Source organism: Erwinia sp. INIA01 (genome assembly GCF_025947915.1).
Lineage (GTDB): Bacteria > Pseudomonadota > Gammaproteobacteria > Enterobacterales > Enterobacteriaceae > Erwinia > Erwinia coffeiphila.
Genome location: NZ_JAPDNC010000004.1, coordinates 101140 through 123532, shown reverse-complemented (window position 1 = coordinate 123532; position 22393 = coordinate 101140). Strand labels below are relative to the sequence as shown.

The window sequence follows — 22393 nt, the reverse complement described above, 5'->3', positions numbered from 1 at the left end:
AACGATTGGGTCTCTGCACACGCCCTCTGTGTTAAATGACAGCGATGAAAAAAGGGTAGCAATGATTGACTACGTGTCAAACCCAACGACAGTCAGGCAACCGCCAACAGTTATTACAGGACGAACTCCGGCCTGACCTGGTTTCTGCCGCTGCTTTTGGCGATATATAATTGCTCATCTGCGCGGTTAATTGCTTCATCCAGGGCCTGTACGCTGCTGATATTCAGCAGGCTGATACCGATACTGGCCGTGACGCTAAGATCGTTGCCCTTATGCATAATGGCATTGTTTTCGATGCTGTTACGCAGTCGATTGGCCAGAAGGAATGCCCGCGCTTCGTTTGCCCCTTCCAGCAGCACAAGGAACTCCTCGCCGCCCATTCGGCAGACCAGCGAAGTGGGGGGGAGCGCCTGTTGAATGCAATGCACGGTTTGTGCCAGCACATAATCGCCGGCGGCATGGCCCCAGGTATCGTTAATATTCTTAAAACGATCGATATCGACCAGGAACAGCGCCCCGGAAAAACCCGTCTGACGGTTGCGTGGCGCGATTAAGCTCTGCAAACGGGATGAGAGGCCGCTGCGAGTCAGTGCACCGGTCAACAAATCGTAATCCGCCCGGCGAGTTACGCGCGCAACCAACCTTTTATTTGCTTCAATACTCAGCGAAACGATTAACGGGCTGATGGTCATGGCAGCGACCCCCAGCCGTGCCGCAGACAGGCTGTCTATGCGGAACAGATCGTTTTCGCCCTGGATATTCAGGACGTTACCGGCCACCAGAATGATCTCGCTAATACCGGTTATCAGCGTCAGGCAGCAGGTAATAAATAGCGGGTAGCTAATGGCGCACCACAGCAGCGCCGGAAGCGGGAAAAGCAGACTACCGCCGCCGCCTACCCAGATGCTCATGGCGGTGGTCACCAGCAGCGCGACCAGCGGCAGCAGTGAACTCTCAAACGTTTTTCTCAGTATCACGCGCAGTTCGTCACGTCTCGGCAGGCTGATTACCGCCGGTAGCAGCAGAATGGAGGTCGACATCTGTTCCGAGAACCACGAAAACCAGGCCTTAAACAGCTCATCGTGAAAATAGCGCTCGCTGACAATGCCGCCGATGGCCGCGCAGACCAGCGCACCGGCAATCGACGCCGGAAATATGCGCATCAGCGACTGTAAACGGCGCGGATACGGCCGGGTAAAGTGGCGAGTCAGCAGTACCCAGCGCGCGGCGGCAATAAAGGTAATGTTGGAGAAGTTCACTCCCACGGAGATCATCGCCGGAGTGCCCCAGCACAAATCCGTGATCAGCATGCCGAAAAATAGCACCAGCAGCGAAACGCGGTTATCCAGGGCCGGAAAACGGATCAGCAAACCCAGCAGTACCGCATTACCCGGCCAAAAGATCGACATGGATTCGAAATTACGAAAGCACAGGCCGATAACCGACAGCAAAATGGCGAAAAAAAATAGAACGATAACCTGGTGAATACGATTTTTATTGTTTGGCATCTTCAGACTCGGTGCTGCCTGGTACGGCTGCTTATAGCATCTTTGATTGAGTCGCTGGCTTCCGGCCGGTAGACCTCCCGCAGCGGGTGACTACCTGAACTCACGTGCGAATGACATAAGTGACGAGCTGGATGAAAGCAAATACGTAAGAACATTCCTGGTTATCATAGTAGCAAGAGTTGGCCGTGTCTTTTCTGAAAATCATCACATTCTGTTCTTTATGAATAACTTCTCCGTCGCTGGTGTGACGAAATCTTCCATTTCAGCGTCATTCATTTAGCGGATGGTGCGGGTAACTGATGCGAGTCCGGCTATATTTTAGGCATTGCCGTTGAGATTAGGCCGAATGTTTCAGCCATTGACAAAACAATGCGCACAGTCAGAGGCTTAGTAGTTCCATAAGACGGTACTAAGCTTTATCATTCCCCCCACTTATTGCATTAGCAAAAAACGGATTTCATGTATCAGCCTGTCGCACTTTTTATCGGCCTGCGCTACATGCGCGGGCGCGCCTCTGACCGCTTTGGGCGGTTTGTTTCGTGGCTCTCGGCTATCGGCATCACGCTAGGCGTAATGGCGCTGGTGACCGTGCTGTCGGTGATGAACGGGCTGGAGCACCAGCTGGAGCAAAATACCCTTGGCTTAATGCCGCAGGCGCTGGTGACCAGCGACAGCGGTTCAATTAACCCGCAGACAACGCCCGCCGATTCGCTGCACCTCAACGGTATCAGTAAGGTCACGCCGCTGACGACCGGAGAAGTGGTGATGCAGAGCGCGCGCAGCGTTGGCGTTGGCGTAATGCTGGGGATTAACCCCGATGAGCCCGACCCGCTCACGCCTTATCTGATGAACGTCAGGCAGCAGCAGCTGCAAAGCGGCGAGTATAACGTCATCCTCGGTGAGCAGCTGGCCGCGCAGTTAGGTGTGCACCTTGGCGAACAGATCCGCCTGATGGTGCCTTCCGCCAGCCAGTTCACTCCAATGGGGCGTATTCCCAGCCAGCGTTTGTTTACCGTAATCGGTACTTTTGCCGCGAACAGCGACGTTGACGGCTATCAGATCCTCGTTAACCAGCAGGATGCTTCGCGCCTGATACGCTACCCGGCAGGCAACATCACCGGCTGGCGTTTATGGCTGGATAAGCCGCTTGACGTTGACGTGGTCAGCCAGCAAAAGCTGCCTGAGGGGCTGGTGTGGAAGGACTGGCGCGAGCGCAAAGGCGAGCTGTTCCAGGCGGTGAAAATGGAAAAAAACATGATGGGGCTGCTGCTCAGCCTGATCGTCGCCGTGGCCGCGTTTAATATCGTGACGTCACTGGGCCTGCTGATTATGGAGAAGCAGGGCGAAGTGGCGATCCTGCAAACCCAGGGCCTGACCCGGCGGCAAATTGTGGCGGTATTTATGGTGCAGGGTGCCAGCGCGGGCGTGGTTGGCTCCGTGTTGGGCGCGCTGCTTGGCATGCTGCTGGCCAGCCAGCTGAATAATCTGATGCCGGTTATCGGCGCGTTCCTTGATGGCGCGGCGCTGCCGGTGGACATTTCCCTGACGCAGGTGGCGACCATTACCGTAACGGCGATCGTCGTGGCGCTGCTGTCAACGCTGTATCCTTCCTGGCGCGCGGCCGCCGTTCAACCCGCTGAGGCTTTACGTTATGAGTAACAAGATCCTGTTGCAGTGCGACAACCTGTGCAAACGCTATCAGGAAGGCAGCGTGCAGACCGATGTCCTGCGCAACGTTTCCTTCAGCGTGCAGCCGGGTGAAATGATGGCTATCGTCGGCAGCTCCGGTTCCGGAAAAAGTACCCTGATGCATCTGCTCGGCGGGCTGGATACGCCGACCTCCGGCAGTGTGGTGTTTGACGGCAAGTCGCTGAATGAGATGTCCTCTGCTGCTAAAGCCGAGCTGCGCAACCGCGAGCTGGGCTTTATCTATCAGTTCCATCATCTGCTCCCGGACTTCAGCGCGCTGGAAAACGTGGCGATGCCGCTGATGATTGGCAAAACGCCGAAGGCCGAAGCTCGCACCCGGGCGCTTGAAATGCTGAAAGCGGTGGGCCTCGATCACCGCGCCGAGCATCGCCCTTCGGAGCTGTCCGGCGGCGAGCGCCAGCGTGTGGCTATCGCCCGCGCGCTGGTGAATAATCCGCGGCTGGTACTGGCCGATGAACCGACCGGTAACCTGGACGCGCGCAACGCCGACGCGATCTTCGATCTGCTGGGTGAACTCAATCAGCGTCAGGGCACGGCATTCCTGGTGGTAACGCACGATCTGCATTTAGCCAAACGCATGCGTCGCCAGGTAGAAATGCGCGACGGCCAGCTCAGCGATCGCCTGACCATGGTGGGTAGCCTCTGATGGCGAATTCGCTCTCTTTACTGCTGGGCCTGCGTTTTAGTCGCGGCCGTCGTCGCGGGGGGATGGTCTCGCTGATTTCGGTGATTTCTACCGTGGGTATTGCCCTGGGTGTGGCAGTGCTGATCGTCGGCCTGAGTGCGATGAACGGCTTCGAACGTGAGCTGAACAACCGTATTCTTGCTGTTGTACCCCACGGTGAAATCGAACCGGTCAACCAGCCGTTTACCGGATGGCAGGGCATGCTGCCGAAAATTGAACGGGTACCCGGCGTGGCAGCGGCAGCCCCCTATATCAACTTTACCGGCCTGATTGAAAGCGGCAGCAAGCTCCAGGCTGTGCAGGTCAAAGGCGTGGACCCGCAGCAGGAATCTCGTCTCAGCGCGCTGCCTTCCTACGTGCAGGGCAATGCGTGGCAATCGTTTGGTGCCGGCAAGCAGCAAATCCTGCTGGGGCAGGGGGTGGCAAACAGCCTGAAGGTAAAGCAGGGCGACTGGCTGACCATCATGATCCCCAACAGCGATGCGCAGAATAAGCTGCTGCAGCCGAAGCGGGTACGTCTGCAGGTCAGCGGCATTCTTAAGCTGAGCGGCATGCTCGATCACGGCCTGGCGCTGGTTCCGCTGGCCGACGCGCAGCAGCTGCTGGGTATGGGCGATAACGTCACCGGCATCGCCATTAAAGCCGCCGATCCCTTCAGCGCCCAGAAGCTGATCCGCGAGGCGGGCAGCGTGACCAACGCCTATGTGTCAATCCGCAGTTGGATCGGCACTTACGGCTACATGTACCGCGATATTCAGATGATCCGCGCCATTATGTATCTGGCTATGGTGCTGGTGATCGGCGTGGCCTGTTTCAATATTGTCTCAACGCTGGTGATGGCGGTGAAGGATAAGAGCGGTGATATCGCCGTGCTGCGCACGCTGGGGGCCAAAGACGGCCTGATCCGCGCCATCTTTATCTGGTACGGGCTGCTGGCCGGGCTGGTGGGCAGCGTCAGCGGGGTGATTGTCGGCGTACTGGCCGCGCTGAACCTGACCGCTATCATTCATGCGCTTGAAGCATTGACCGGCTATCATTTCCTCTCCGGCGATATCTACTTCATCGATTTCCTGCCGTCCGAGCTGCACTGGCGTGATGTGGTTATCGTGCTGTTTACCTCACTGCTGCTCAGCCTGATCGCCAGCTGGTATCCGGCAAGGCGTGCCAGCCGCATCGATCCGGCACGTGTGTTAAGCGGCCAGTAAGCGAGGCAACGGATGTACTACGGTTTCGATATTGGCGGCAGCAAGATTGCGCTGGGCGTGTATAACGCGCAGCGCGAGCTGATCTGGAACAAACGGGTTGCCACCCCGACGCAGGATTACGAGCAATTTCTTTCGGTATTGCAGGCGCTGACCGCAGAGGCCGATGCGTTTTGCGGCTGCGTGGGCAGCGTGGGGCTGGGTATTCCTGGCCTGCCGGTGCCCGACGACGGTACGGTATTCAGCGCGAACCTGCCCGCCGCAAGGGGCCGCACGCTGCGTGCCGATCTCAGCCAGCGGCTGGGGCGCGAAGTCCGTATCGATAACGACGCCAACTGTTTTGCCCTCTCCGAAGCCTGGGACGATGAGTTTCAGGCCTATCCGGTGGTGCTTGGTATGATCCTCGGCACCGGCGTCGGCGGGGGAGTGATTGTCGATGGTAAACCGGTCACCGGCCGCAATTACGTGGTGGGAGAAATGGGGCATATGCGCCTGCCGGTGGATGCGCTGGAGGTGCTGGGCCGTGATATTCCGCTGCTCACCTGCGGCTGCGGCAAGAAGGGCTGTATTGAGGGATACCTCTCAGGTTCAGGATTTTCCTGGCTGTGGCAGCACTTTTATCACCAGACTCTCAGTGCGCAGGAGATAATCACCCGTTATTATCAGGGAGATGCTGATGCGCTGGCACACACCGAACGCTATCGTCAGCTGCTGGCGGTATGCCTGGGCAATCTGCTGACTCTGCTGGACCCGCATCTGGTGGTGCTTGGTGGCGGCCTGTCCAATTTTGATGCGTTATATGACGGCCTGGCGGAACGGGTTGCCCCCCTGCTGCTGCCGGTCGCCAAACCACCGCGCTTTGCCAAAGCGCGCCATGGAGACGCAGGCGGAATGCGCGGTGCCGCATTCCTGCATATTAAGGATTAGAGGATCGACTATGCGCACACCCCGCCGTCGCTTACGACTGGCCCGCTACAAAAAAAACCGCCGTCAGGTTCATCAGCGCTTTCGTCAGCGTATTTTTGAGCGCGATCGTAATCTCGAAATTTCACGTCAGCCGCTGCCGCGCGTGGTAGTGCTGACCGGTGCGGGGATCTCTGCGGAGTCCGGTATTCGCACCTTCCGCGCGGCGGACGGTCTGTGGGAAGAGCATAAAGTAGAAGATGTCGCCACACCGGAAGGCTTTGCGCGTAACCCGCAGCGGGTACAGGCGTTTTATAATGCGCGCCGCAGCCAGCTACAGCAGCCGGAGGTCAGACCGAACGCCGCTCATGCCGCACTGGCCGAGCTGGAAGCCGTGCTGGGTGACCATTTCCTGCTGGTGACACAGAACATCGATAATCTGCACGAACGTGCGGGAAGCCGCAATATCATCCATATGCACGGTGAACTGCTGAAGGTGCGCTGCACCGGCAGCGGCCAGATCCTGCACTGGACCGAAGACGTCAAGCCTGATGACCGCTGCCACTGCTGCCAGTTCCCTGCGGTTCTGCGTCCGCATATTGTCTGGTTTGGCGAAATGCCGCTGCAAATGGATGAGATTTATCAGGCGCTGGCCGATGCGGATTATTTTGTGGCGATCGGCACTTCCGGGCACGTCTACCCGGCAGCGGGGTTTGTGCATGAGGCCCGTTTACAGGGCGCGCATACCGTTGAGCTGAACCTGGAGCCAAGCCAGGTTGGCAGTGAGTTTGACGAGAAGAACTACGGCCTCGCCAGTGAAGTGGTGCCCGCCTGGGTACGCGGGCTGCTGAGTAATCTTGGACGCCAGGCGTGATTAAGCCGCTTTACGTTTTGGCAACGAAAAAATCAGATGGGCGATAACGCCGCCGCAGAGTCCCCAGAATGCGGAACCCACCCCCACCAGCGTGACGCCCGAAGCGGTAATCAGAAAGGTGATTACTGCGGCGTCCCGCTGTTTCTCATCGCTCAGCGCCCGCTGCAGACTGCCGGCAATCGTGCCCAGCAGCGCCAGGCCGGCAATGGTATGGATCAGCGCCAGCGGTAGCGCGGTGAACAGCCCGCTGATGGCTCCGCCAAAAATCCCGGCAATAATGTAAAACACGCCCGCCGCCGCCGCCGCCATGTAGCGACGCTGCGGATCGCTGTGGATTTCCGGTCCCATGCAAATCGCCGCGGTTATTGCCGCAATGCAGAAGGTAAATCCCCCGAACGGGGCGAGGATCAGCGCCGTGGCACCGGTCCAGGCAATCAGCGGCGAGATCGGCACCTGATAGCCCGCGGCTTTGAGCGTGGCGATACCTGGGGCGTTCTGCGACGCCATGGTGACCACAAAGAACGGAATGCCAATGCCCAGCAGGCTGGATAGCGTGAAGTGCGGAGCAATAAATTCGGGCATCACCATACTCTGGCCGCCGCTAACGTGGATATTTCCCTGCATCGCGGCCACCGCCAGCCCCGCGAACAGCGTCAGTACGATGGCGTAGCGCGGCGTAAAGCGGCGGGTTAGCAGATAAACCAGGCACATTGTCCCGCTGAGGGCGAAATTCACCTGTAAAGCGCCAAAGGCGTCAATGCCGAAGCGCAGCAGGATACCGGCCAGCATGGCGCTGGAAATCGCCAGCGGAATATGATTCATCAGCCGCGCAAACAGTCCGGTAACGCCGCAGAACACAATCAGCGCCGAAGCGAAGATAAAAATGCCAATGGCTTCATTAATCGGGGTGCCCGGCAGGCTGGTCACCAGCAGCGCCGCGCCCGGCGTCGACCAGGCAGTCAGAATCGGCGTGCGGTACCACAGTGAAAGCGTCAGGGTAGTGATACCCATACCCAGACCCAGCATGGTCAGCCAGCCGCCGGTTTGCTGCGGCGTGGCTCCGGCGGCTCCGGCGGCCTGGAAGATAATGGCGGCGGAGCTGGTATAGCCCACCAGCACGGCAACAAATCCGGCAATCAGCGCCGGGAGAGTAAGATAGCGTATTGAAAGGGGCGGGCGCATTGCAGGTTCCGAATTAGTGTGCGTTATAACGCACAAGTTAGCATCGTGCGTTATAACGTACAAGCGGATATACTCGCCCTGTTAACAGGAGGGAAAAGTGTGGACGATCTGCAAAATCATCTGGCGCATACGCTGAAAACCCAGCGTGGCCTGCGCGGGTGGAGTTTAAGCCAGGCTGCCGAAGTCACTGGCGTGAGCAAGGCGATGCTGGGGCAGATAGAGCGTGCGGAATCCAGCCCGACGATTGCTACGCTGTGGAAAATTGCCACCGGCTTTAACCTGCCGTTTTCCCTGTTTATTGACGGCCCGGATACGCCGCATGATGCCCCCAGACAGCAGAAGGGATTACCCGCATTTCGTCAGCCTAATCTGGCGATGCAGGTGCAGACGCTGTTCCCGTTTGATGCTGCGACCGGATTCGAGATGCTGGTCATCGAACTGGCGCCCGGTGCCGTAAGCGAGTCTGCTCCCCACGAAGCGGGGGTGATTGAACATGCTATTGTCATTGAGGGGCAGCTGGAGCTGCGGGTTGCCGATGTCTGGCAAGTGATTGCTACCGGTGACGCACTGCGGTTCGAGGCCGATCGGCCCCATGCCTATCGCAACGGCGGCGCGCAGCCGGTGCGTTTTTATAATTTAATTCATTACCCACACCGCTAATGGCCTTCGCCGCACACTAAACTGACCTGAAACAATATGTATGGGTTTCCTAATGATGATAATCATTACTGGCATTCAGAGGGACGACAGATGAATAAATTACTCGATCGCTTCTTAAACTATGTAGCTGTGGATACGCAATCTAAAGGTAACGTTCGTCAGGTCCCCAGTACGGAAGGGCAGTTGCGCCTGGCGGATCGGCTTTGCGAAGAATTACACGATTTGGGGCTGCGTGATATCAGCTGCAGTGAGCACGGAATTGTGATGGCTACGCTGCCATCAACGGTGAGCTGGCCGGTGCCGGTGATTGGCTTTATTTCCCACGTTGATACGTCGCCGGATTTCGCCGGTAAAAACGTCTCACCGCAGGTCATTGAAAACTATCGCGGTGGCGATATTGCATTAGGAATTGGCGATGAAATTCTCTCGCCGGTGATGTTCCCGGTTCTGCACGAGCTGCACGGCCATACGCTGATCACCACCGACGGTAAAACCCTGCTGGGTGCTGATGATAAAGCCGGTATAGCGGAGATCATGACCGCGCTGGCGAGGCTGATTGAGGGCAAACGTCCGCACGGCGAGATCCGCGTGGCGTTCACTCCCGACGAAGAAATTGGTAAAGGCGTGCACTTCTTTGACGTAGCGGCCTTTGGCGCCGACTGGGCCTACACCGTTGACGGCAGTGGCCTGGGGGAGTTTGAGTATGAGAATTTCAACGCCGCATCGGTGACGGTAAAAATCACCGGTAATAACGTGCATCCCGGTACGGCCAAAGGCGTGATGGTCAACGCGCTCGATCTGGCCACGCGCTTCCACCAGGCGCTGCCGCCAGAGGAAGTGCCGGAAAAAACCGCCGGTTACGAAGGTTTCTATCATCTGCACGGGATTAAGGGCGCGGTCGACCGGGCGGAGATGCACTACATCATCCGCGATTTTGACCGCGAGAGCTTTGCCCGGCGTAAAACGCTGATGCAGGATATTGCGCAGCGGATACAGCAGTCTCTGCCGCACTCGGCGTTGATTGAGCTGGTGATTGAGGACAGCTATTTTAATATGCGCGAGAAGGTGGAAGCCTGCCCGCAAAGTATTGACCTGGCACTCCAGGCGATGCGCGACTGCGATATTAACCCGCTGGTGAAGCCGATTCGCGGCGGGACCGACGGCTCACAGCTCTCCTATATGGGGCTGCCCTGCCCGAATCTGTTTACCGGCGGCTATAACTACCACGGCAGGCATGAGTTTGCGTCGCTGGATAATATGGAGAAAGCGGTGCAGGTTATCGAACGGATTGCCACACTGACGGCGGAGCAGGCGAAGGCATCCACCTGAAAATGCGTTGATTCTGTGACTCTGTACCGCAGTCGAAAGGGCGGATGCCGCGTTATTCACGGCATCCGCTCTCAGGCGTCTTACTCTTCGTCGCCGAAGTACCAGTAGCCGCTGTTGACCAGCGCAGCCAGCTGGGCGAGGAATGACGGATCGTCCAGGGCTTCGCCAAGCGCTTCCTGGTTCAGCGTCAGCTGATTGGCCAGTGCGGTAAGCGCTGCGCGGTGCGGGGATTCAAGCTGTTCACCGTTGATGAATACCGCATCACCGATCGAAACCACGCGCAGACCGCCGAGGCGTGAAAGCGAGTCGCCCTGCTGAAGCGCGTCGTAGATTTCATCAGGCTGATACGGTGGCTCCGGTGGCGCGATATCCAGCTCGTGGCGCGACTGCGAAATAAACTCGCCAAACCACTGATTAAACTGGTTCGGCTGGTCGATAACGTCCAGCATCATCTGACGGATACCCGCCAGCTCGGCAGGCAGGATTTCTGCCGGGTTTTCGCGCGGCTGCACGTCCGGATCGCTGAAGCGATAGCTGCCCAGTTCACGGGACAGAACGTGATCGGCAAAGCCGCTGATCAGCTCACGCCCGCTCGGTGCACGGAAGCCCACGGAGTAGTTAAGGGCGTTTTCCAGCGAATAGCCCTCGTGCGGGAATCCCGGTGGAATATACAGAATATCGCCCGGCTCCATCTCTTCATCGATGATGGCGTCAAACGGCTCAACTTGCAGTAGATCCGGGTGCGGACAGTGCTGCTTCAGCTCGGTTTTCTCACCCACGCGCCAGCGGCGGCGGCCGGTTCCCTGAATGATAAACACATCATACTGATCGAAATGCGGACCCACGCCGCCGCCCGGCACCGAGAACGAGATCATCAGATCGTCGGTACGCCAGTCGGGAAGGAAGCGGAAAGGGCGCATCAGCGCAGCAGAAGGTTCGTGCCAGTGATCGACCGCCTGCACCAGCAGCGACCAGTTATTTTCGCCCAGATGATCATAGCTTTCGAACGGGCCGTGCCCGACCTGCCATTTGCCGTTCTGGTGGCTGACGAGGCGGCTGTCCACCTCATTTTCCATTGCCAGCCCGGCCAGCTCATCGGGAGAGATCGGGTCGACGAAATTTTTGAAACCGCGCTTAAGCACTACCGGCCGTTTTTGCCAGTAGCGCTGAATAAAATCGGGCCAGTCGAGATCGAGTTGATAATCCATGAGGGTTTCCTGAAGCGCAAAAGTGGATCGATTATAACAGCGCGCGGGCCTGACTGTGTAACGTCTCGCTCAAATGTCTGCGCATAAGCAGTTTACTCATCCTTGTGCAGCAGTTCCTGGCGACGAAACACAATCTCCATCCGCGCCCCGCCAAGCTGGCTGCTGCTGGCGCTGATGTTCCCGGCGTACTGCTCCAGAATTTCACGCGCCAGGCCAAGGCCCAGACCCTGGCCCGGCCGCAGCGTATCGGCCCGCTGACCGCGAACAAAGACCAGGTCGCGTTTATTTTCCGGGATGCCGGGGCCGTCATCTTCCACGATCAGCTGCAGCTGGTTATCGGTCTGGCTGGCGGTCACTTCAACAAACTCCAGGCAGTATTTGCAGGCGTTATCCAGCACGTTGCCCATCACTTCCATAAAATCGTTCTGCTCGCCGACGAAGATCAGCTCCGGGGAGATATCCAGCGTCAGCACCACGCCTTTGCGTTGATACACCTTGTTCAGCGCCGAACACAGGCTGTCGAGCAGGGCAGGCACCGAGTGCAGGTCACGCTTCAGGGCATGGTGGTCGGCCTGCATACTGGCGCGATGCAGGTAGTAGCCAATCTGCTGCGAGATACGGCTGATCTGCTCCAGCATAATCGGCTCTGCCTGCTCTATCGACAGATTGCGGCCGCCGCGCAGCGAACGCAGCGTCGTCTGCAACACCGCCAGCGGCGTTTTCAGGCTGTGAGTTAAATCGCTGAGCGTAGTGCGATAGCGGGTGTAGCGCTGCCGTTCGTTATCCAGCAACATGTTGAGGTTGCGTACCAGCCCTTTTAACTCCTGCGGCGGCGCCGGGTCGAGCGTTTCCCGCACGCCGTTTTCCAGCTCGCGCACCTGGCCTGCCAGCGAGCCAATGGGGCGCAGGCTCCAGTGCGCCGCCAGCCACAGCAGCGGAATAATCAACAGCAGATTCGCCAGCAGCACATAGCTGAACCACGACCAGACAACGTCGGAATGCTGTAACTCCTGCGGAATAGAATCCACCACCACGATGGTCAGCTCCGGAAGATTGACGGTCGCCTCGTAGCGGTTTACCGCCACCGAGTGGGTGAAGGTGTCATTGCCGTCATCGTCGTAGGCGCTGAGTTTATTCTGCGCATCGCGATCGTTACTCAGCACCTTGCGGCTGGTGTAGTTGTTGGTGTCAATCTCGTAAAAATCGGACTTGTTCAGCCATTCGCGGCGAATTTTACTGCGAATTTCGGGCACGTCGCGCTGCTGCCATAGCAGCTTGCCGCGATTGTCATAAATAAACACCAGCGCCGGAAAGTTCAGCGACATCCGCTCCGGCTGCACGATGGTCAGGCGGTTGTTTTGCCACTGGGCGAGGGTAAAGAACAGATTGCTCTCGCTGCGCAGCACGCGATAGGTATTTTTATCAAAGCTCACCACGTAGCCGATCACCGCCACCATGCCGTAGGAGAGCGACATGGTCAGCACTACGGCGGCGGTCGCCAGCAGGAAGCGCACGCGCAGCGACAGCGGTTTTTTCCGGCGGAATATCTTCCGTAGCAGCGTCATCACGTCAGAGATCGAAACGGTAGCCCTGACCGCGCACCGTGGTAATCACATCCTGCGGGTGCTCTGCCTGGATCTTCTTACGCAGGCGCCCCATCAGGACGTCAATGGTGTGGCTTTCACGCAGTTCAGCATCGGGATACAGCTGCAGCATCAGCGAATCTTTGCTGACCACTTTACCGACGTTGCGGATCAGCGTTTCAATAATGGTGTATTCAAAGGCGGTTAGCTTGATCTGCTGTTCGTTAATCGTCAGCTCACGGCGGGAGAGATCGATTTGGAACGGCAGCAGGGTAATAATCTGCGAGGCCAGGCCGCTGTTACGGCGCATCAGTGCCTGCATACGGGCAACCACTTCCTCAATATGGAAAGGCTTGGTGACGTAGTCATCGGCACCGGCTTCCAGTGCTTCAACTTTTGCCTGCCAGCCATCGCGGGCGGTCAGCACCAGAATCGGCTGACGCACTTCCTGGCTGCGCCAGCGGCGGATCATCGCCATGCCGTCTTCATCCGGCAGGCCGAGATCGACGAGCGTAATGTCCGGCGTATGCTCATTGAGAAAATAATCCGCTTCTTTTGCGCCTTCCGCAGCATCCACCTGATGACCCATCTCGCGCAGCTGAACGGCAAGATGATGACGCAACAGAGGGTTATCTTCGACGACTAACACACGCATAACCTAATCCTTAATCGATTCGAACTGCATTGAGACGCAGCATAAACTGTCAGAAGTATAGGAGAAAGCAAATAAACCGCAGGTTAACGCGGGCCGACTAGCGCCGGCCCGGCGGGGGATTATTTCAGGTCATCAACCATCTGGATAGCGCGGCCGATGTAGTTGGCCGGCGTCATCTGCTTCAGACGGGTTTTTTCTTCTTCCGGCAGGGCCAGGCCATCGATAAACGTCTTCATGCCTTCGGCATCAACGCGCTTGCCGCGAGTTAGCTCTTTCAGCTTCTCATACGGCTTCTCAATGCCGTAGCGGCGCATCACGGTCTGGATCGGCTCAGCCAGCACTTCCCAGTTGTGATCCAGCTCGTCCAGCAGACGGTCACGGTTCACTTCCAGCTTGGAGATGCCTTTCAGCGTCGCCTGATAGGCGATCAGCGCATAGCCCACGCCCACGCCGAGGTTACGCAGCACGGTGGAGTCGGTCAGGTCGCGCTGCCAGCGGGACACCGGCAGTTTGCTGGCCAGATGCTGCATGACGGCGTTGGCCAGGCCGAGGTTACCTTCGGAGTTTTCGAAGTCGATCGGGTTCACCTTGTGCGGCATGGTGGAAGAACCGATTTCACCGGCGATGGTTTTCTGTTTGAAGTGGTTCAGCGCGATGTAACCCCAGACGTCGCGATCGAAGTCGATCAGAATGGTGTTAAAGCGGGCCATGCAGTCAAACAGTTCGGCGATGTAGTCGTGCGGCTCGATCTGCGTGGTGTACGGGTTCCAGGTGATGCCCAGCGAGGTGACAAACTCTTCGCTCAGCTGATGCCAGTCCACTTCCGGGTAGGCGGCGATGTGGGCGTTATAGTTACCGACCGCACCGTTGATTTTACCCAGCACTTCAATGCGCTCCAGCTGACGCAGCTGGCGCTCGAAGCGGTAAGCGACGTTGGCCATCTCTTTGCCCAGCGTTGACGGGGTTGCCGGCTGGCCGTGGGTACGGGAAAGCAGCGGAATATCGCGGTACTGCACGGCGAGATCCTTCACCGCGGCGATGATTTTATTCCAGTAAGGCACAATCACGTCGCGGCGCGCGGTATCCAGCATCAGCGCGTGGGACAGGTTGTTGATATCTTCTGAGGTACAGGCGAAGTGGATAAACTCAGACACGGCATGCAGGGCAGGCACGCTCTCCACTTTCTCTTTCAGGAAGTATTCAACCGCTTTTACGTCGTGGTTGGTGGTGCGCTCGATGGTTTTGATGCGCGCGGCGTCTTCTTCGCTGAATCCGGCGACAATAGCATCAAGGAAAGCGTTTGCGTCGGCGTCAAATGCAGGAACTTCCTTGATCGCAGCGTTGGAGGCCAGTTTTTGTAACCAGCGAACTTCAACCTCAACGCGGAATTTCAGCAGACCGAATTCGCTGAAAATGCCACGCAGTGGGCTGACTTTGTCGCCATAACGACCATCAACAGGTGAGACGGCGGTCAGAGAGGATAATTCCATTGTTGCTGCTCCAGGATCGGTTAAAAAAATCAGGTTGGTGTCCCGTTCAGGCGGGCCAGAATCGCTTTCGCCTCGTTAACAAGACGGCCACGGGAAAACATCAGCTGCAGGCGGCCACCGCCAACCTGCTGCCACAGCACCGCTGCGCGGATACCCGCCAGCAGCGCCGCACGAACTTTGCTCTGCACCTGCGTATTCTGCAGGATCGCCGGGGAACCGGTGACCTGAATACGCGGCCCGAGCGGGCTTATCACATCCACATAAATCCCGGCCATGGCGCTGACTAAGGTATCAGACTCCAGGCCATAGTGCGCCAGCTGGCGATCGAGCTGCGCAATGCGCCGCGACAGCTCGTTCATCGCATCCTTGTTGCCGTTCAGCTTGCGCTCCAGCACCATCAGGCTCAGGGTATAGCGCGTCAGCTCCGCGCCCAGCCCCTGACGGCTGTTGCTGTTCAGCACCGCCTGCAGGGTTTCCAGACCAAAGCGCAGGTTGGCTTCATCGTCGCCAAATACCGCCAGCGTGGAGGAGGGATTCAGATCCAGCAGGCTGTTCAGCGAGACCTTTAGCGCCTCCGGCGGACACTGGCCCTGGTGCGCCAATTGCTGCACCAGGTGAGCGGACTGGCAAATACCGGCCAGTGCCAGGGTAATATCATAATAGTTCTTCGCCACGATGACTCCTGTTGTCTTCCCTGCGCGTCGTCTGTATCAGGCACTTACCAGAGGCAGACGCTGTTCAATAATGCCGCCGCCGAGGCAGACTTCATCAAGATAAAATACCGCTGACTGGCCCGGCGTTACCGCTGCGACCGGCTCGTCGAAACGAACCTCTATGCGCTCATCGTCGATCGGCGTGATGGTGCACGGAATATCTTCCTGACGGTAGCGGGTTTTCACCACGCAGCGCAGCGGGGCGCGAAGCACTTCGCGATCCACCCAGTGCAGCTGTTGGGCGATCAGCCCGACCGACATCAGGCGTGGGTGATCGTGGCCCTGGGCGACGATCAGCACATTATTCGCCACGTCTTTATCCACCACGTACCACGGCTGTTCGCTGTGATCTTTGGTGCCGCCAATGCCCAGCCCTTTGCGCTGGCCGAGCGTATGATACATCAGCCCCTGATGCTGACCGACGGTGTCCCCGGCCACGGTAACGATCGGACCCGGCTGTGCGGGCAGGTAGCGGGCAAGGAACTCGGTAAATTTGCGCTCGCCGATAAAGCAGATGCCGGTGGAATCTTTCTTCTTCGCGGTAATCAGCTCCAGCTGTTCTGCGATGCGGCGTACTTCCGGTTTTTCCAGCTCGCCCACCGGGAACAGGCTTTGCGCGATCTGATCGGTGCCCAGCGTATAGAGGAAGTAGCTCTGATCTTTGTTGCCATCCAGGCCGCGCAGCAGACGGCTTCTGCCGTCAACGTCGGCACGGCGCACGTAGTGGCCGGTGGCGATATAGTCCGCCCCGAGATCTTCGGCGGCAAACTCAAGGAAGGCTTTAAATTTGATCTCTTTATTACACAGAATATCCGGGTTGGGCGTGCGGCCCGCTTTGTACTCCGCGAGGAAGTGCTCGAAGACGTTATCCCAGTATTCGGCGGCAAAGTTTACCGTGTGTAAATAGATGCCGAGCTTATCGCAGACGGCCTGCGCGTCGGCGAGATCGTCTGCTGCGGTGCAGTACTCTTCGCCATCGTCCTCTTCCCAGTTTTTCATAAACAGGCCTTCAACCTGATAGCCCTGCTGCTGCAGTAACCAGGCGGAAACGGAGGAGTCAACGCCGCCGGACATCCCGACGATCACTTTTTTCTGGCTGTTAGACATAATTACCTGACTTTAAAGTTTTTACCCTTATCCCCAAACCCGAGCGCACCGGCGGTTTTGATCTGTCGCAGTCGCAGACCGGGATCGGTCCGGCGCGATACTAAAAACTGCCGCTTTACCGTATTGGGGGATTTTCGGGCACCAGGAGTCGTTAAAGGCGACTCTGATAAAATTGCGGCAGCATTCTATCATGCACCGGCGGCGGGCGCATCCTCGCTAAACGGCCACTGGAAGGCGCTGAGGATCGACAGCGGATAGCGCGGGCCGTGCTGATAAACCCGCAGACTTTCGGCCACCAGCGGCGAGCGCAGTTTTTTCGACGTCAGGATCTCTTCCGGCGGCAGCCACCAGCAGCGATCGATGTCGCGGTCCTGCGGGTAGGTTTCAACGATAGCAGGCAGATCGAGGCAAAACAGAAAGCGCAGAAACGGCGTGTTGTCCGGTGCAATCCACTGGTGCATACCGAGAAACGCCTGCGGCACGGCTTCGATACCGGTCTCTTCCGACAGCTCGCGCGCGGCGGCCTGTAGCAGCGTTTCATTGGCCTCCAGATGGCCTGCCGGCTGGTTCCAGGTGGCGCGGCCGCGTACCCGTTCTTCAACAACCAGAAATTGTCCTTCGGCCTGAACGACGGTGGCGACGGTCACGTGCGGTTTGAACATGAGTAGCTCCTTAAAGTTAACGGCGTGCGGCTTCCACGCGCAGAGTCAGATCAGATGGCTGATATCGCGCCATTCGCCCGGGGCCAGTCCCTCTAACTGTAGCGTGCCCATCGAAAAACGAATTAAACGCAGGGTGGGGAAACCGATATGGGCGGTCATTCGCCGTACCTGGCGGTTACGCCCCTCAAACAGGGTGATCTTCAACCAGCTGGTGGGGATCGACTTCCGCTCGCGGATCGGCGGCTCGCGCTGCCAAAGCCAGTCGGGTTCAGCAACCCGTTCAATCCGGGCGGGCAGGGTGGGGCCATCCTTCAGCGTTAAGCCGTGGCGAAACGGCAGCAGGTCACTTTCAGCGGGTTCACCCTCAACCTGAACAAAATAGACCTTTCCGGTACGTTTTCCCGGCTGGGTCAGTTTGGCCTGTAGCGCACCGTCGTTGGTCAGCACCATCAGTCCTTCGCTGTCGCGATCCAGCCGACCAGCCGCATAAACACCCGTTTGCGGCACATAATCTTTCAACGTGCGCCGCCCGGACTCGTCGCTGAACTGGGGCAGAACATCGAACGGTTTGTTAAATAAAATCACCGAGCGCGGCCCTTTATCGACGGGTTTAGCGGCCTGGCGCGGGCTGTTCCGCTTAACGCGGTGAGGGCTAACAGAAGATTTTCGCATGGTCTTTGCACTTAGAAACAATAAGCGCATTATACCGCAATCCTGAGATGATTGGCGCGGAGTCAATATTCAAGTAGTATTGACGCGCATCTTACAAGTCATTAACAAAAAAAGCGCTCGAAGGAGAGGTTAATGGAAAGCAAAGTAGTTGTTCCGGCGGAAGGTCAGAAAATCACCCTGGAAAAGGGAAAACTGAACGTACCAAACAATCCAATCATCCCATTCATCGAAGGTGATGGCATTGGTGTGGACGTTTCTCCAGTGATGATCAAAGTTGTCGACGCCGCTGTGCAGAAGGCTTATAACGGTGAGCGTAAAATTTCCTGGATGGAAATTTACACCGGTGAGAAATCGGTAGAGCTCTACGGCCAGGACGTTTGGCTGCCGCAGGAAACCCTCGATCTGATTAAAGAATACCGCGTGGCTATCAAAGGCCCACTGACTACCCCAGTCGGCGGTGGTATTCGTTCCCTGAACGTTGCGCTGCGTCAGCAGCTTGACCTCTACATCTGCCTGCGCCCGGTTCGTTACTACACCGGCACGCCAAGCCCGGTTAAACGCCCTGAAGACACCGATATGGTGATCTTCCGCGAAAACTCCGAAGATATCTATGCCGGTATCGAATGGAAAGCGGGCACGCCGGAAGCGGATAAAGTGATCAAGTTCCTGCGTGATGAAATGGGCGTGAAGAAAATTCGCTTCCCTGAGCAGTGCGGTATCGGCGTTAAGCCGTGCTCTGAAGCCGGTACTAAGCGTCTGGTTCGTGCTGCCATCGAATACGCAATCACTAACGACCGTGATTCTGTAACCCTGGTTCACAAAGGCAACATCATGAAGTTCACCGAAGGCGCTTTCAAGGACTGGGGCTATGCTCTGGCACGCGAAGAGTTCGGCGGCGAGCTGATCGACGGCGGCCCGTGGGTGAAAATCAAGAACCCGAACACCGGCAAAGAGATCGTTATCAAAGACGTGATCGCCGATGCGTTCCTGCAGCAGATCCTGCTGCGTCCAGCCGAGTACGACGTTATTGCCTGTATGAACCTGAACGGTGACTACATCTCTGATGCCCTGGCGGCACAGGTTGGCGGTATCGGCATTGCTCCGGGCGCAAACATCGGTGACGAATGCGCACTGTTCGAAGCCACCCACGGTACTGCACCTAAGTACGCAGGCCAGGATAAAGTGAACCCAGGTTCCGTAATCCTGTCCGCAGAAATGATGTTGCGCCATATGGAATGGTTCGAAGCCGCAGACCTGATCGTTAAAGGCATGGAAGGCGCAATTAACGCCAAAACCGTGACCTATGACTTCGAGCGTCTGATGGACGGCGCTAAACTGCTGAAATCTTCAGAGTTTGGTGATGCAATGATCAGCCACATGTAATATGTGCTGTTGATGATTGTAGAGACGGGGGCCAGGTTGGCCCCCGTTTTTGTTGTGCTTATGGACTGATTTTTATATATGTCGCCAACTAATGAATCCAAAGTTTCAGGAACGTCGATTCAGCTAGCCACATTGCATGAATACCTGTTCACTGATGATTTGTCATGTCCAGGCTGGACGTTGCCGCACCGTCATTAATATTGGATGGCGCATTCCAGTCTCTGCCTTTTAAGGCATCATTCGTATTCATACTTGCTGAATCGTTGGCTGAGTTGAGTGATGAACCATCAAGCTCAGCATCGGCTTCGTCATCACCTGAATCCGTACTGGTAAAGCCCCCTTTGCTGGAAATCGTATCAGTACCACCCATCTCATTCGGCATGCTGTCGCTGGTTGAACCATCGTCATTTAAACAAGAATAGCCACCCAGATCATTAGGTTCGCAGTCAGTAGCCTGCGCGAAGTGAGTGAATGACGCCAAAGCAGATACCAGCGACAAGACAATAATTTTTCTCATTTTTTCAGCTCGTTTTGAAAAGATTATCACAGCATAAGTTCTTATAAGTTTGTGATGCTGTATGTAACCTGTTGTGAAGCTGAAGGATTCTGGTTATAAAAACAGCAAGATAATTCGTTGAATGAATCAAAAACCCAGGAAACATTTTGCCGATAACTCCCTCTCGACTGCATCTTCGCCCCGTAATCAGCTCAGACGCAGATGACCTTTTCAGAATTTATGGCGACCCTGCCACAAATACGTTTAATCCTGCAGGACCGTATCCTGATATTGATTATGCCCGTGGTGTTTTGGCTCGATGGCTTAAACACTGGGAAGATTACGCTTTCGGAAGTTGGGCTATCTCGCTAAAGGATAATCCCGAAAGAATTATCGGTTTTGGCGGGTTAAACATCCGCAGTTATGCTGATATTTCTATCAATAGCCTGGGATATCGCTTCTCCACGGAGTCGTGGGGAAAAGGCCTGGCGACAGAGTTTGCTAACTATGCGGTCAGCTATGGGTTTGGTGAAATCAAACTACCTGATATATCTGCCACAGTAAGAGCAAATCACCTGGCATCGCAGAAAGTCCTGACGAATGCCGGACTCAGATATGTACGGGACATTCATGATGTGAAAAATGCGCCCGCCAGCATGCTGTTTACACTGACCCACGCCGAATGGGATAAACAATAATGTTCGTTTTTGTTGGCTGGCATATAAACAGTTATCAAAAAAAGTTATCAAAAATCTCAATTTCAGACCGGAAAGTTATCCTATTCTGGGCTGGACCTTTACGCTGAACGTGCAGTCCGATGCCAGTCGGCCACGCTTCAATACCCCGGTAACCGCCGCTTAACCGGCTGAGACTTCACAATCGCGCTGTTGGTTTCTGCCTTATCGGTGATGCGATCCAGAATAAAATCCAGATGCTCGATGGAACGCAGATGCAGGCGTGCGATAAAGCAGTCGTCGCCCGTCACTTTGTCACATTCCGCAAGTTCAGGAATGGCTTCCAGCAGTTTCTGCACCTCATGCAGTTTTCCCGGCAGCGGCTTGATGCGGACGATGGCCTGCAGCGAGTAGCCCAGCGCGTGCGCATCCACCTCGACGGTAAAAGCACGAATTACACCGCGATCTTCCAGACGTCGCAGCCGTTCGGCCGCGGCGGGAGCGGAAAGGCCGATCTGTTCAGCCAGCGCTTTAATCGGCGTCCGGGCATCGGTTTGTAACAGCGCGAGCAGGCGGCGATCGATATCATCCAGGGCCATCAGTTTTTCTCCGTTTTTACCTTTTTAACACAGGTATTTTTGCATAAGTGCCTTGTTTATCGCAGGTGAATTTGTCGAAGTTGCGGGTAAATTATTGACCACGCGATCCGACACATTTGGGAAATCTGATGAACAACACGACACGCGGCACGCTGGAGATGACGGCGGCGATGATCATTTCCGGCACCATCGGCTGGCTGGTGACGCTTTCCGGCAGGCCGGTAACCGAAGTGGTATTCTGGCGCTGTCTGTTTGGCGCACTGACCCTGCTGCCCGTCTGTGCAGCAATGGGGCTGCTGCGGCACGGGCGGATCTCCCGGCGTCAGCTCCTGCTGGCGGCACTCGGCGGGGTGGCTATCGTGGTTAACTGGTTACTACTGTTTGCCGCCTATTCACGCGCATCCATCTCTATAGCGACGGCCGTGTATAACACTCAGCCGTTTATGCTGGTGGGACTGGGCGCGCTGTTTTTGCACGAACGCCTGACGCGGGCGAAGCTGGGCTGGCTGCTGCTGTCATTTGCCGGGTTACTGCTGATTGTGCAGACGCGGCCTGATACCGCTGTCAGCAGCAGCGATTATCTGATGGGGATTTTGCTGGCGCTGGGGGCGGCATTTTTCTATGCCCTGGCGGCGCTTATCACTAAAAAACTCAGTGGAATGCCGCCGCATTTTATTGCGCTGGTACAGGTGCTGGTGGGAGCGGTGCTGTTACTGCCGTTTGCGCTGCAAAGCCATGATGCCATTGCGCCCGCCAGCTGGTCGTTGCTGATGACACTGGGCGTCGTGCATACCGGATTAATGTATATCCTGCTGTACGGCGCGATCCAGCGCCTGCCAACTCACCTTACCGGCGCGCTTTCATTTATCTACCCGGTGGTGGCGTTTATCGTGGATGCCGTCGCTTTTGGGCATCGCTTACATCCGTTGCAGATGGCGGGGACCGCTGCTATTTTGCTGGCGGCAGCCGGGATGATGCGTGTTAAGCGGCTGCCAGCGCAGCCGTGTGCGGTTAACGATTAAGCAGGGAGGGCTGGCTGGCCCCCGATATCGCTTTCCACGTTAGTCGTAGTTGTTCGAGTGCGGATGCCCGCGCGTG

General features: G+C 56.8%; 22 protein-coding genes. 10 read left to right on the top strand and 12 right to left on the bottom strand.

Annotated features, from left to right (window positions below; translation table 11 throughout):
* Window positions 1–113: 113 nt before the first annotated feature.
* On the bottom strand, window positions 114–1508 hold the full coding sequence (locus tag OMR58_RS08620) for a GGDEF domain-containing protein (RefSeq protein ID WP_264545716.1): 1395 nt from the start codon (window positions 1506–1508) through the stop codon (window positions 114–116).
* 459 nt (window positions 1509–1967) lie between these two features.
* Here OMR58_RS08620 and lolC point away from each other — a divergent pair, with 459 nt between their 5' ends.
* The 5 genes from lolC to cobB are packed head-to-tail and all read left to right on the top strand — an operon-like array spanning window position 1968 to window position 6882.
* Window positions 1968–3167 carry a lipoprotein-releasing ABC transporter permease subunit LolC gene (gene lolC / locus OMR58_RS08615; protein ID WP_264545715.1) on the top strand — a complete coding sequence of 400 codons (1200 nt, stop codon included), beginning with the start codon at window positions 1968–1970 and terminating at the stop codon, window positions 3165–3167.
* Window positions 3160–3864: a lipoprotein-releasing ABC transporter ATP-binding protein LolD gene (gene lolD, locus OMR58_RS08610; RefSeq protein WP_200564019.1), complete on the top strand. Its 705-nt coding sequence runs from the start codon at window positions 3160–3162 to the stop codon at window positions 3862–3864. Before lolC ends, lolD begins: the two co-directional genes overlap by 8 nt.
* On the top strand, window positions 3864–5108 hold the full coding sequence (lolE, locus tag OMR58_RS08605; protein ID WP_105592784.1) for a lipoprotein-releasing ABC transporter permease subunit LolE: 1245 nt from the start codon (window positions 3864–3866) through the stop codon (window positions 5106–5108). The genes lolD and lolE overlap by 1 nt, the downstream gene beginning before the upstream one ends.
* 12 nt (window positions 5109–5120) lie before the next feature.
* Entirely contained in the window at window positions 5121–6032 is a 912-nt protein-coding gene (gene nagK / locus OMR58_RS08600; protein WP_200564022.1) for an N-acetylglucosamine kinase, read from the top strand.
* 10 nt (window positions 6033–6042) lie between these two features.
* Entirely contained in the window at window positions 6043–6882 is an 840-nt protein-coding gene (cobB, locus tag OMR58_RS08595; protein ID WP_105592782.1) for a Sir2 family NAD+-dependent deacetylase, read from the top strand.
* Here cobB and OMR58_RS08590 read toward each other — a convergent pair whose 3' ends face one another.
* Window positions 6883–8064: a benzoate/H(+) symporter BenE family transporter gene (locus OMR58_RS08590; RefSeq protein WP_105592781.1), complete on the bottom strand. Its 1182-nt coding sequence runs from the start codon at window positions 8062–8064 to the stop codon at window positions 6883–6885.
* A 99-nt stretch (window positions 8065–8163) separates the two neighbouring features.
* Between OMR58_RS08590 and OMR58_RS08585 the strand changes: the two genes are divergently transcribed.
* Window positions 8164–8724 carry a helix-turn-helix domain-containing protein gene (locus OMR58_RS08585; RefSeq protein ID WP_264545714.1) on the top strand — a complete coding sequence of 187 codons (561 nt, stop codon included), beginning with the start codon at window positions 8164–8166 and terminating at the stop codon, window positions 8722–8724.
* A gap of 90 nt (window positions 8725–8814) precedes the next feature.
* On the top strand, window positions 8815–10053 hold the full coding sequence (gene pepT, locus OMR58_RS08580; RefSeq protein ID WP_264545713.1) for a peptidase T: 1239 nt from the start codon (window positions 8815–8817) through the stop codon (window positions 10051–10053).
* 80 nt (window positions 10054–10133) lie between these two features.
* On the opposite strand, the gene OMR58_RS08575 is transcribed toward pepT, so the two are convergent.
* The 8 genes from OMR58_RS08575 to rluE all read right to left on the bottom strand — a co-directional run bounded on the left by OMR58_RS08575 (window position 10134) and on the right by rluE (window position 18173).
* Complete coding sequence (locus OMR58_RS08575) at window positions 10134–11261, bottom strand: ribosomal protein uL16 3-hydroxylase (RefSeq protein ID WP_200564030.1); 1128 nt, start codon at window positions 11259–11261, stop codon at window positions 10134–10136.
* Window positions 11262–11353: 92 nt separating this feature from the next.
* On the bottom strand, window positions 11354–12826 hold the full coding sequence (gene phoQ, locus OMR58_RS08570) for a two-component system sensor histidine kinase PhoQ (RefSeq protein WP_264545712.1): 1473 nt from the start codon (window positions 12824–12826) through the stop codon (window positions 11354–11356).
* 4 nt (window positions 12827–12830) lie between these two features.
* Entirely contained in the window at window positions 12831–13499 is a 669-nt protein-coding gene (phoP, locus tag OMR58_RS08565) for a two-component system response regulator PhoP (RefSeq protein WP_105592776.1), read from the bottom strand.
* 119 nt (window positions 13500–13618) lie between these two features.
* Window positions 13619–14989: an adenylosuccinate lyase gene (purB, locus tag OMR58_RS08560; protein ID WP_200564033.1), complete on the bottom strand. Its 1371-nt coding sequence runs from the start codon at window positions 14987–14989 to the stop codon at window positions 13619–13621.
* Window positions 14990–15018: 29 nt separating this feature from the next.
* Window positions 15019–15663 (bottom strand): high frequency lysogenization protein HflD, encoded by a 645-nt coding sequence (hflD, locus tag OMR58_RS08555; protein WP_105592774.1) that lies wholly within the window; start codon window positions 15661–15663, stop codon window positions 15019–15021.
* Between the two features lie 36 nt (window positions 15664–15699).
* Window positions 15700–16809, bottom strand: a complete 1110-nt coding sequence (mnmA, locus tag OMR58_RS08550; RefSeq protein ID WP_264545711.1) for a tRNA 2-thiouridine(34) synthase MnmA — start codon at window positions 16807–16809, stop codon at window positions 15700–15702.
* A gap of 188 nt (window positions 16810–16997) precedes the next feature.
* Window positions 16998–17471: an NUDIX domain-containing protein gene (locus OMR58_RS08545; protein ID WP_105592772.1), complete on the bottom strand. Its 474-nt coding sequence runs from the start codon at window positions 17469–17471 to the stop codon at window positions 16998–17000.
* A gap of 45 nt (window positions 17472–17516) precedes the next feature.
* Complete coding sequence (gene rluE / locus OMR58_RS08540) at window positions 17517–18173, bottom strand: 23S rRNA pseudouridine(2457) synthase RluE (RefSeq protein WP_105592771.1); 657 nt, start codon at window positions 18171–18173, stop codon at window positions 17517–17519.
* 102 nt (window positions 18174–18275) lie between these two features.
* On the opposite strand from rluE, the gene icd reads away from it, so the two are divergent.
* Window positions 18276–19526 carry an NADP-dependent isocitrate dehydrogenase gene (icd, locus tag OMR58_RS08535; RefSeq protein WP_105592770.1) on the top strand — a complete coding sequence of 417 codons (1251 nt, stop codon included), beginning with the start codon at window positions 18276–18278 and terminating at the stop codon, window positions 19524–19526.
* Between the two features lie 148 nt (window positions 19527–19674).
* Here the strand turns inward: icd and OMR58_RS08530 are convergent, their stop codons facing one another.
* Entirely contained in the window at window positions 19675–20043 is a 369-nt protein-coding gene (locus OMR58_RS08530) for an RND transporter (protein WP_264545710.1), read from the bottom strand.
* A gap of 146 nt (window positions 20044–20189) precedes the next feature.
* Here OMR58_RS08530 and OMR58_RS08525 point away from each other — a divergent pair, with 146 nt between their 5' ends.
* Entirely contained in the window at window positions 20190–20720 is a 531-nt protein-coding gene (locus OMR58_RS08525) for a GNAT family N-acetyltransferase (protein WP_264545709.1), read from the top strand.
* Window positions 20721–20857: 137 nt separating this feature from the next.
* On the opposite strand, the gene OMR58_RS08520 is transcribed toward OMR58_RS08525, so the two are convergent.
* Window positions 20858–21289, bottom strand: coding sequence for an Lrp/AsnC family transcriptional regulator (locus OMR58_RS08520; RefSeq protein WP_239553000.1), 432 nt, complete (start codon window positions 21287–21289; stop codon window positions 20858–20860).
* 134 nt (window positions 21290–21423) lie between these two features.
* On the opposite strand from OMR58_RS08520, the gene OMR58_RS08515 reads away from it, so the two are divergent.
* Complete coding sequence (locus OMR58_RS08515; RefSeq protein WP_264545708.1) at window positions 21424–22317, top strand: DMT family transporter; 894 nt, start codon at window positions 21424–21426, stop codon at window positions 22315–22317.
* The last annotated feature ends 76 nt before the right edge of the window (window positions 22318–22393 follow it).

What these genes read in the sequence shown, in the direction of transcription:
- OMR58_RS08620 (WP_264545716.1), bottom strand. Translation starts at nt 1,508, where the DNA reads ATGCCAAACAATAAAAATCGTATTCACCAGGTTATCGTTCTATTTTTT.
- lolC (WP_264545715.1), top strand. Translation starts at nt 1,968, where the DNA reads ATGTATCAGCCTGTCGCACTTTTTATCGGCCTGCGCTACATGCGCGGG.
- lolD (WP_200564019.1), top strand. Translation starts at nt 3,160, where the DNA reads ATGAGTAACAAGATCCTGTTGCAGTGCGACAACCTGTGCAAACGCTAT.
- lolE (WP_105592784.1), top strand. Translation starts at nt 3,864, where the DNA reads ATGGCGAATTCGCTCTCTTTACTGCTGGGCCTGCGTTTTAGTCGCGGC.
- nagK (WP_200564022.1), top strand. Translation starts at nt 5,121, where the DNA reads ATGTACTACGGTTTCGATATTGGCGGCAGCAAGATTGCGCTGGGCGTG.
- cobB (WP_105592782.1), top strand. Translation starts at nt 6,043, where the DNA reads ATGCGCACACCCCGCCGTCGCTTACGACTGGCCCGCTACAAAAAAAAC.
- OMR58_RS08590 (WP_105592781.1), bottom strand. Translation starts at nt 8,064, where the DNA reads ATGCGCCCGCCCCTTTCAATACGCTATCTTACTCTCCCGGCGCTGATT.
- pepT (WP_264545713.1), top strand. Translation starts at nt 8,815, where the DNA reads ATGAATAAATTACTCGATCGCTTCTTAAACTATGTAGCTGTGGATACG.
- OMR58_RS08575 (WP_200564030.1), bottom strand. Translation starts at nt 11,261, where the DNA reads ATGGATTATCAACTCGATCTCGACTGGCCCGATTTTATTCAGCGCTAC.
- phoQ (WP_264545712.1), bottom strand. Translation starts at nt 12,826, where the DNA reads ATGACGCTGCTACGGAAGATATTCCGCCGGAAAAAACCGCTGTCGCTG.
- phoP (WP_105592776.1), bottom strand. Translation starts at nt 13,499, where the DNA reads ATGCGTGTGTTAGTCGTCGAAGATAACCCTCTGTTGCGTCATCATCTT.
- purB (WP_200564033.1), bottom strand. Translation starts at nt 14,989, where the DNA reads ATGGAATTATCCTCTCTGACCGCCGTCTCACCTGTTGATGGTCGTTAT.
- mnmA (WP_264545711.1), bottom strand. Translation starts at nt 16,809, where the DNA reads ATGTCTAACAGCCAGAAAAAAGTGATCGTCGGGATGTCCGGCGGCGTT.
- OMR58_RS08545 (WP_105592772.1), bottom strand. Translation starts at nt 17,471, where the DNA reads ATGTTCAAACCGCACGTGACCGTCGCCACCGTCGTTCAGGCCGAAGGA.
- rluE (WP_105592771.1), bottom strand. Translation starts at nt 18,173, where the DNA reads ATGCGCTTATTGTTTCTAAGTGCAAAGACCATGCGAAAATCTTCTGTT.
- icd (WP_105592770.1), top strand. Translation starts at nt 18,276, where the DNA reads ATGGAAAGCAAAGTAGTTGTTCCGGCGGAAGGTCAGAAAATCACCCTG.
- OMR58_RS08530 (WP_264545710.1), bottom strand. Translation starts at nt 20,043, where the DNA reads ATGAGAAAAATTATTGTCTTGTCGCTGGTATCTGCTTTGGCGTCATTC.
- OMR58_RS08515 (WP_264545708.1), top strand. Translation starts at nt 21,424, where the DNA reads ATGAACAACACGACACGCGGCACGCTGGAGATGACGGCGGCGATGATC.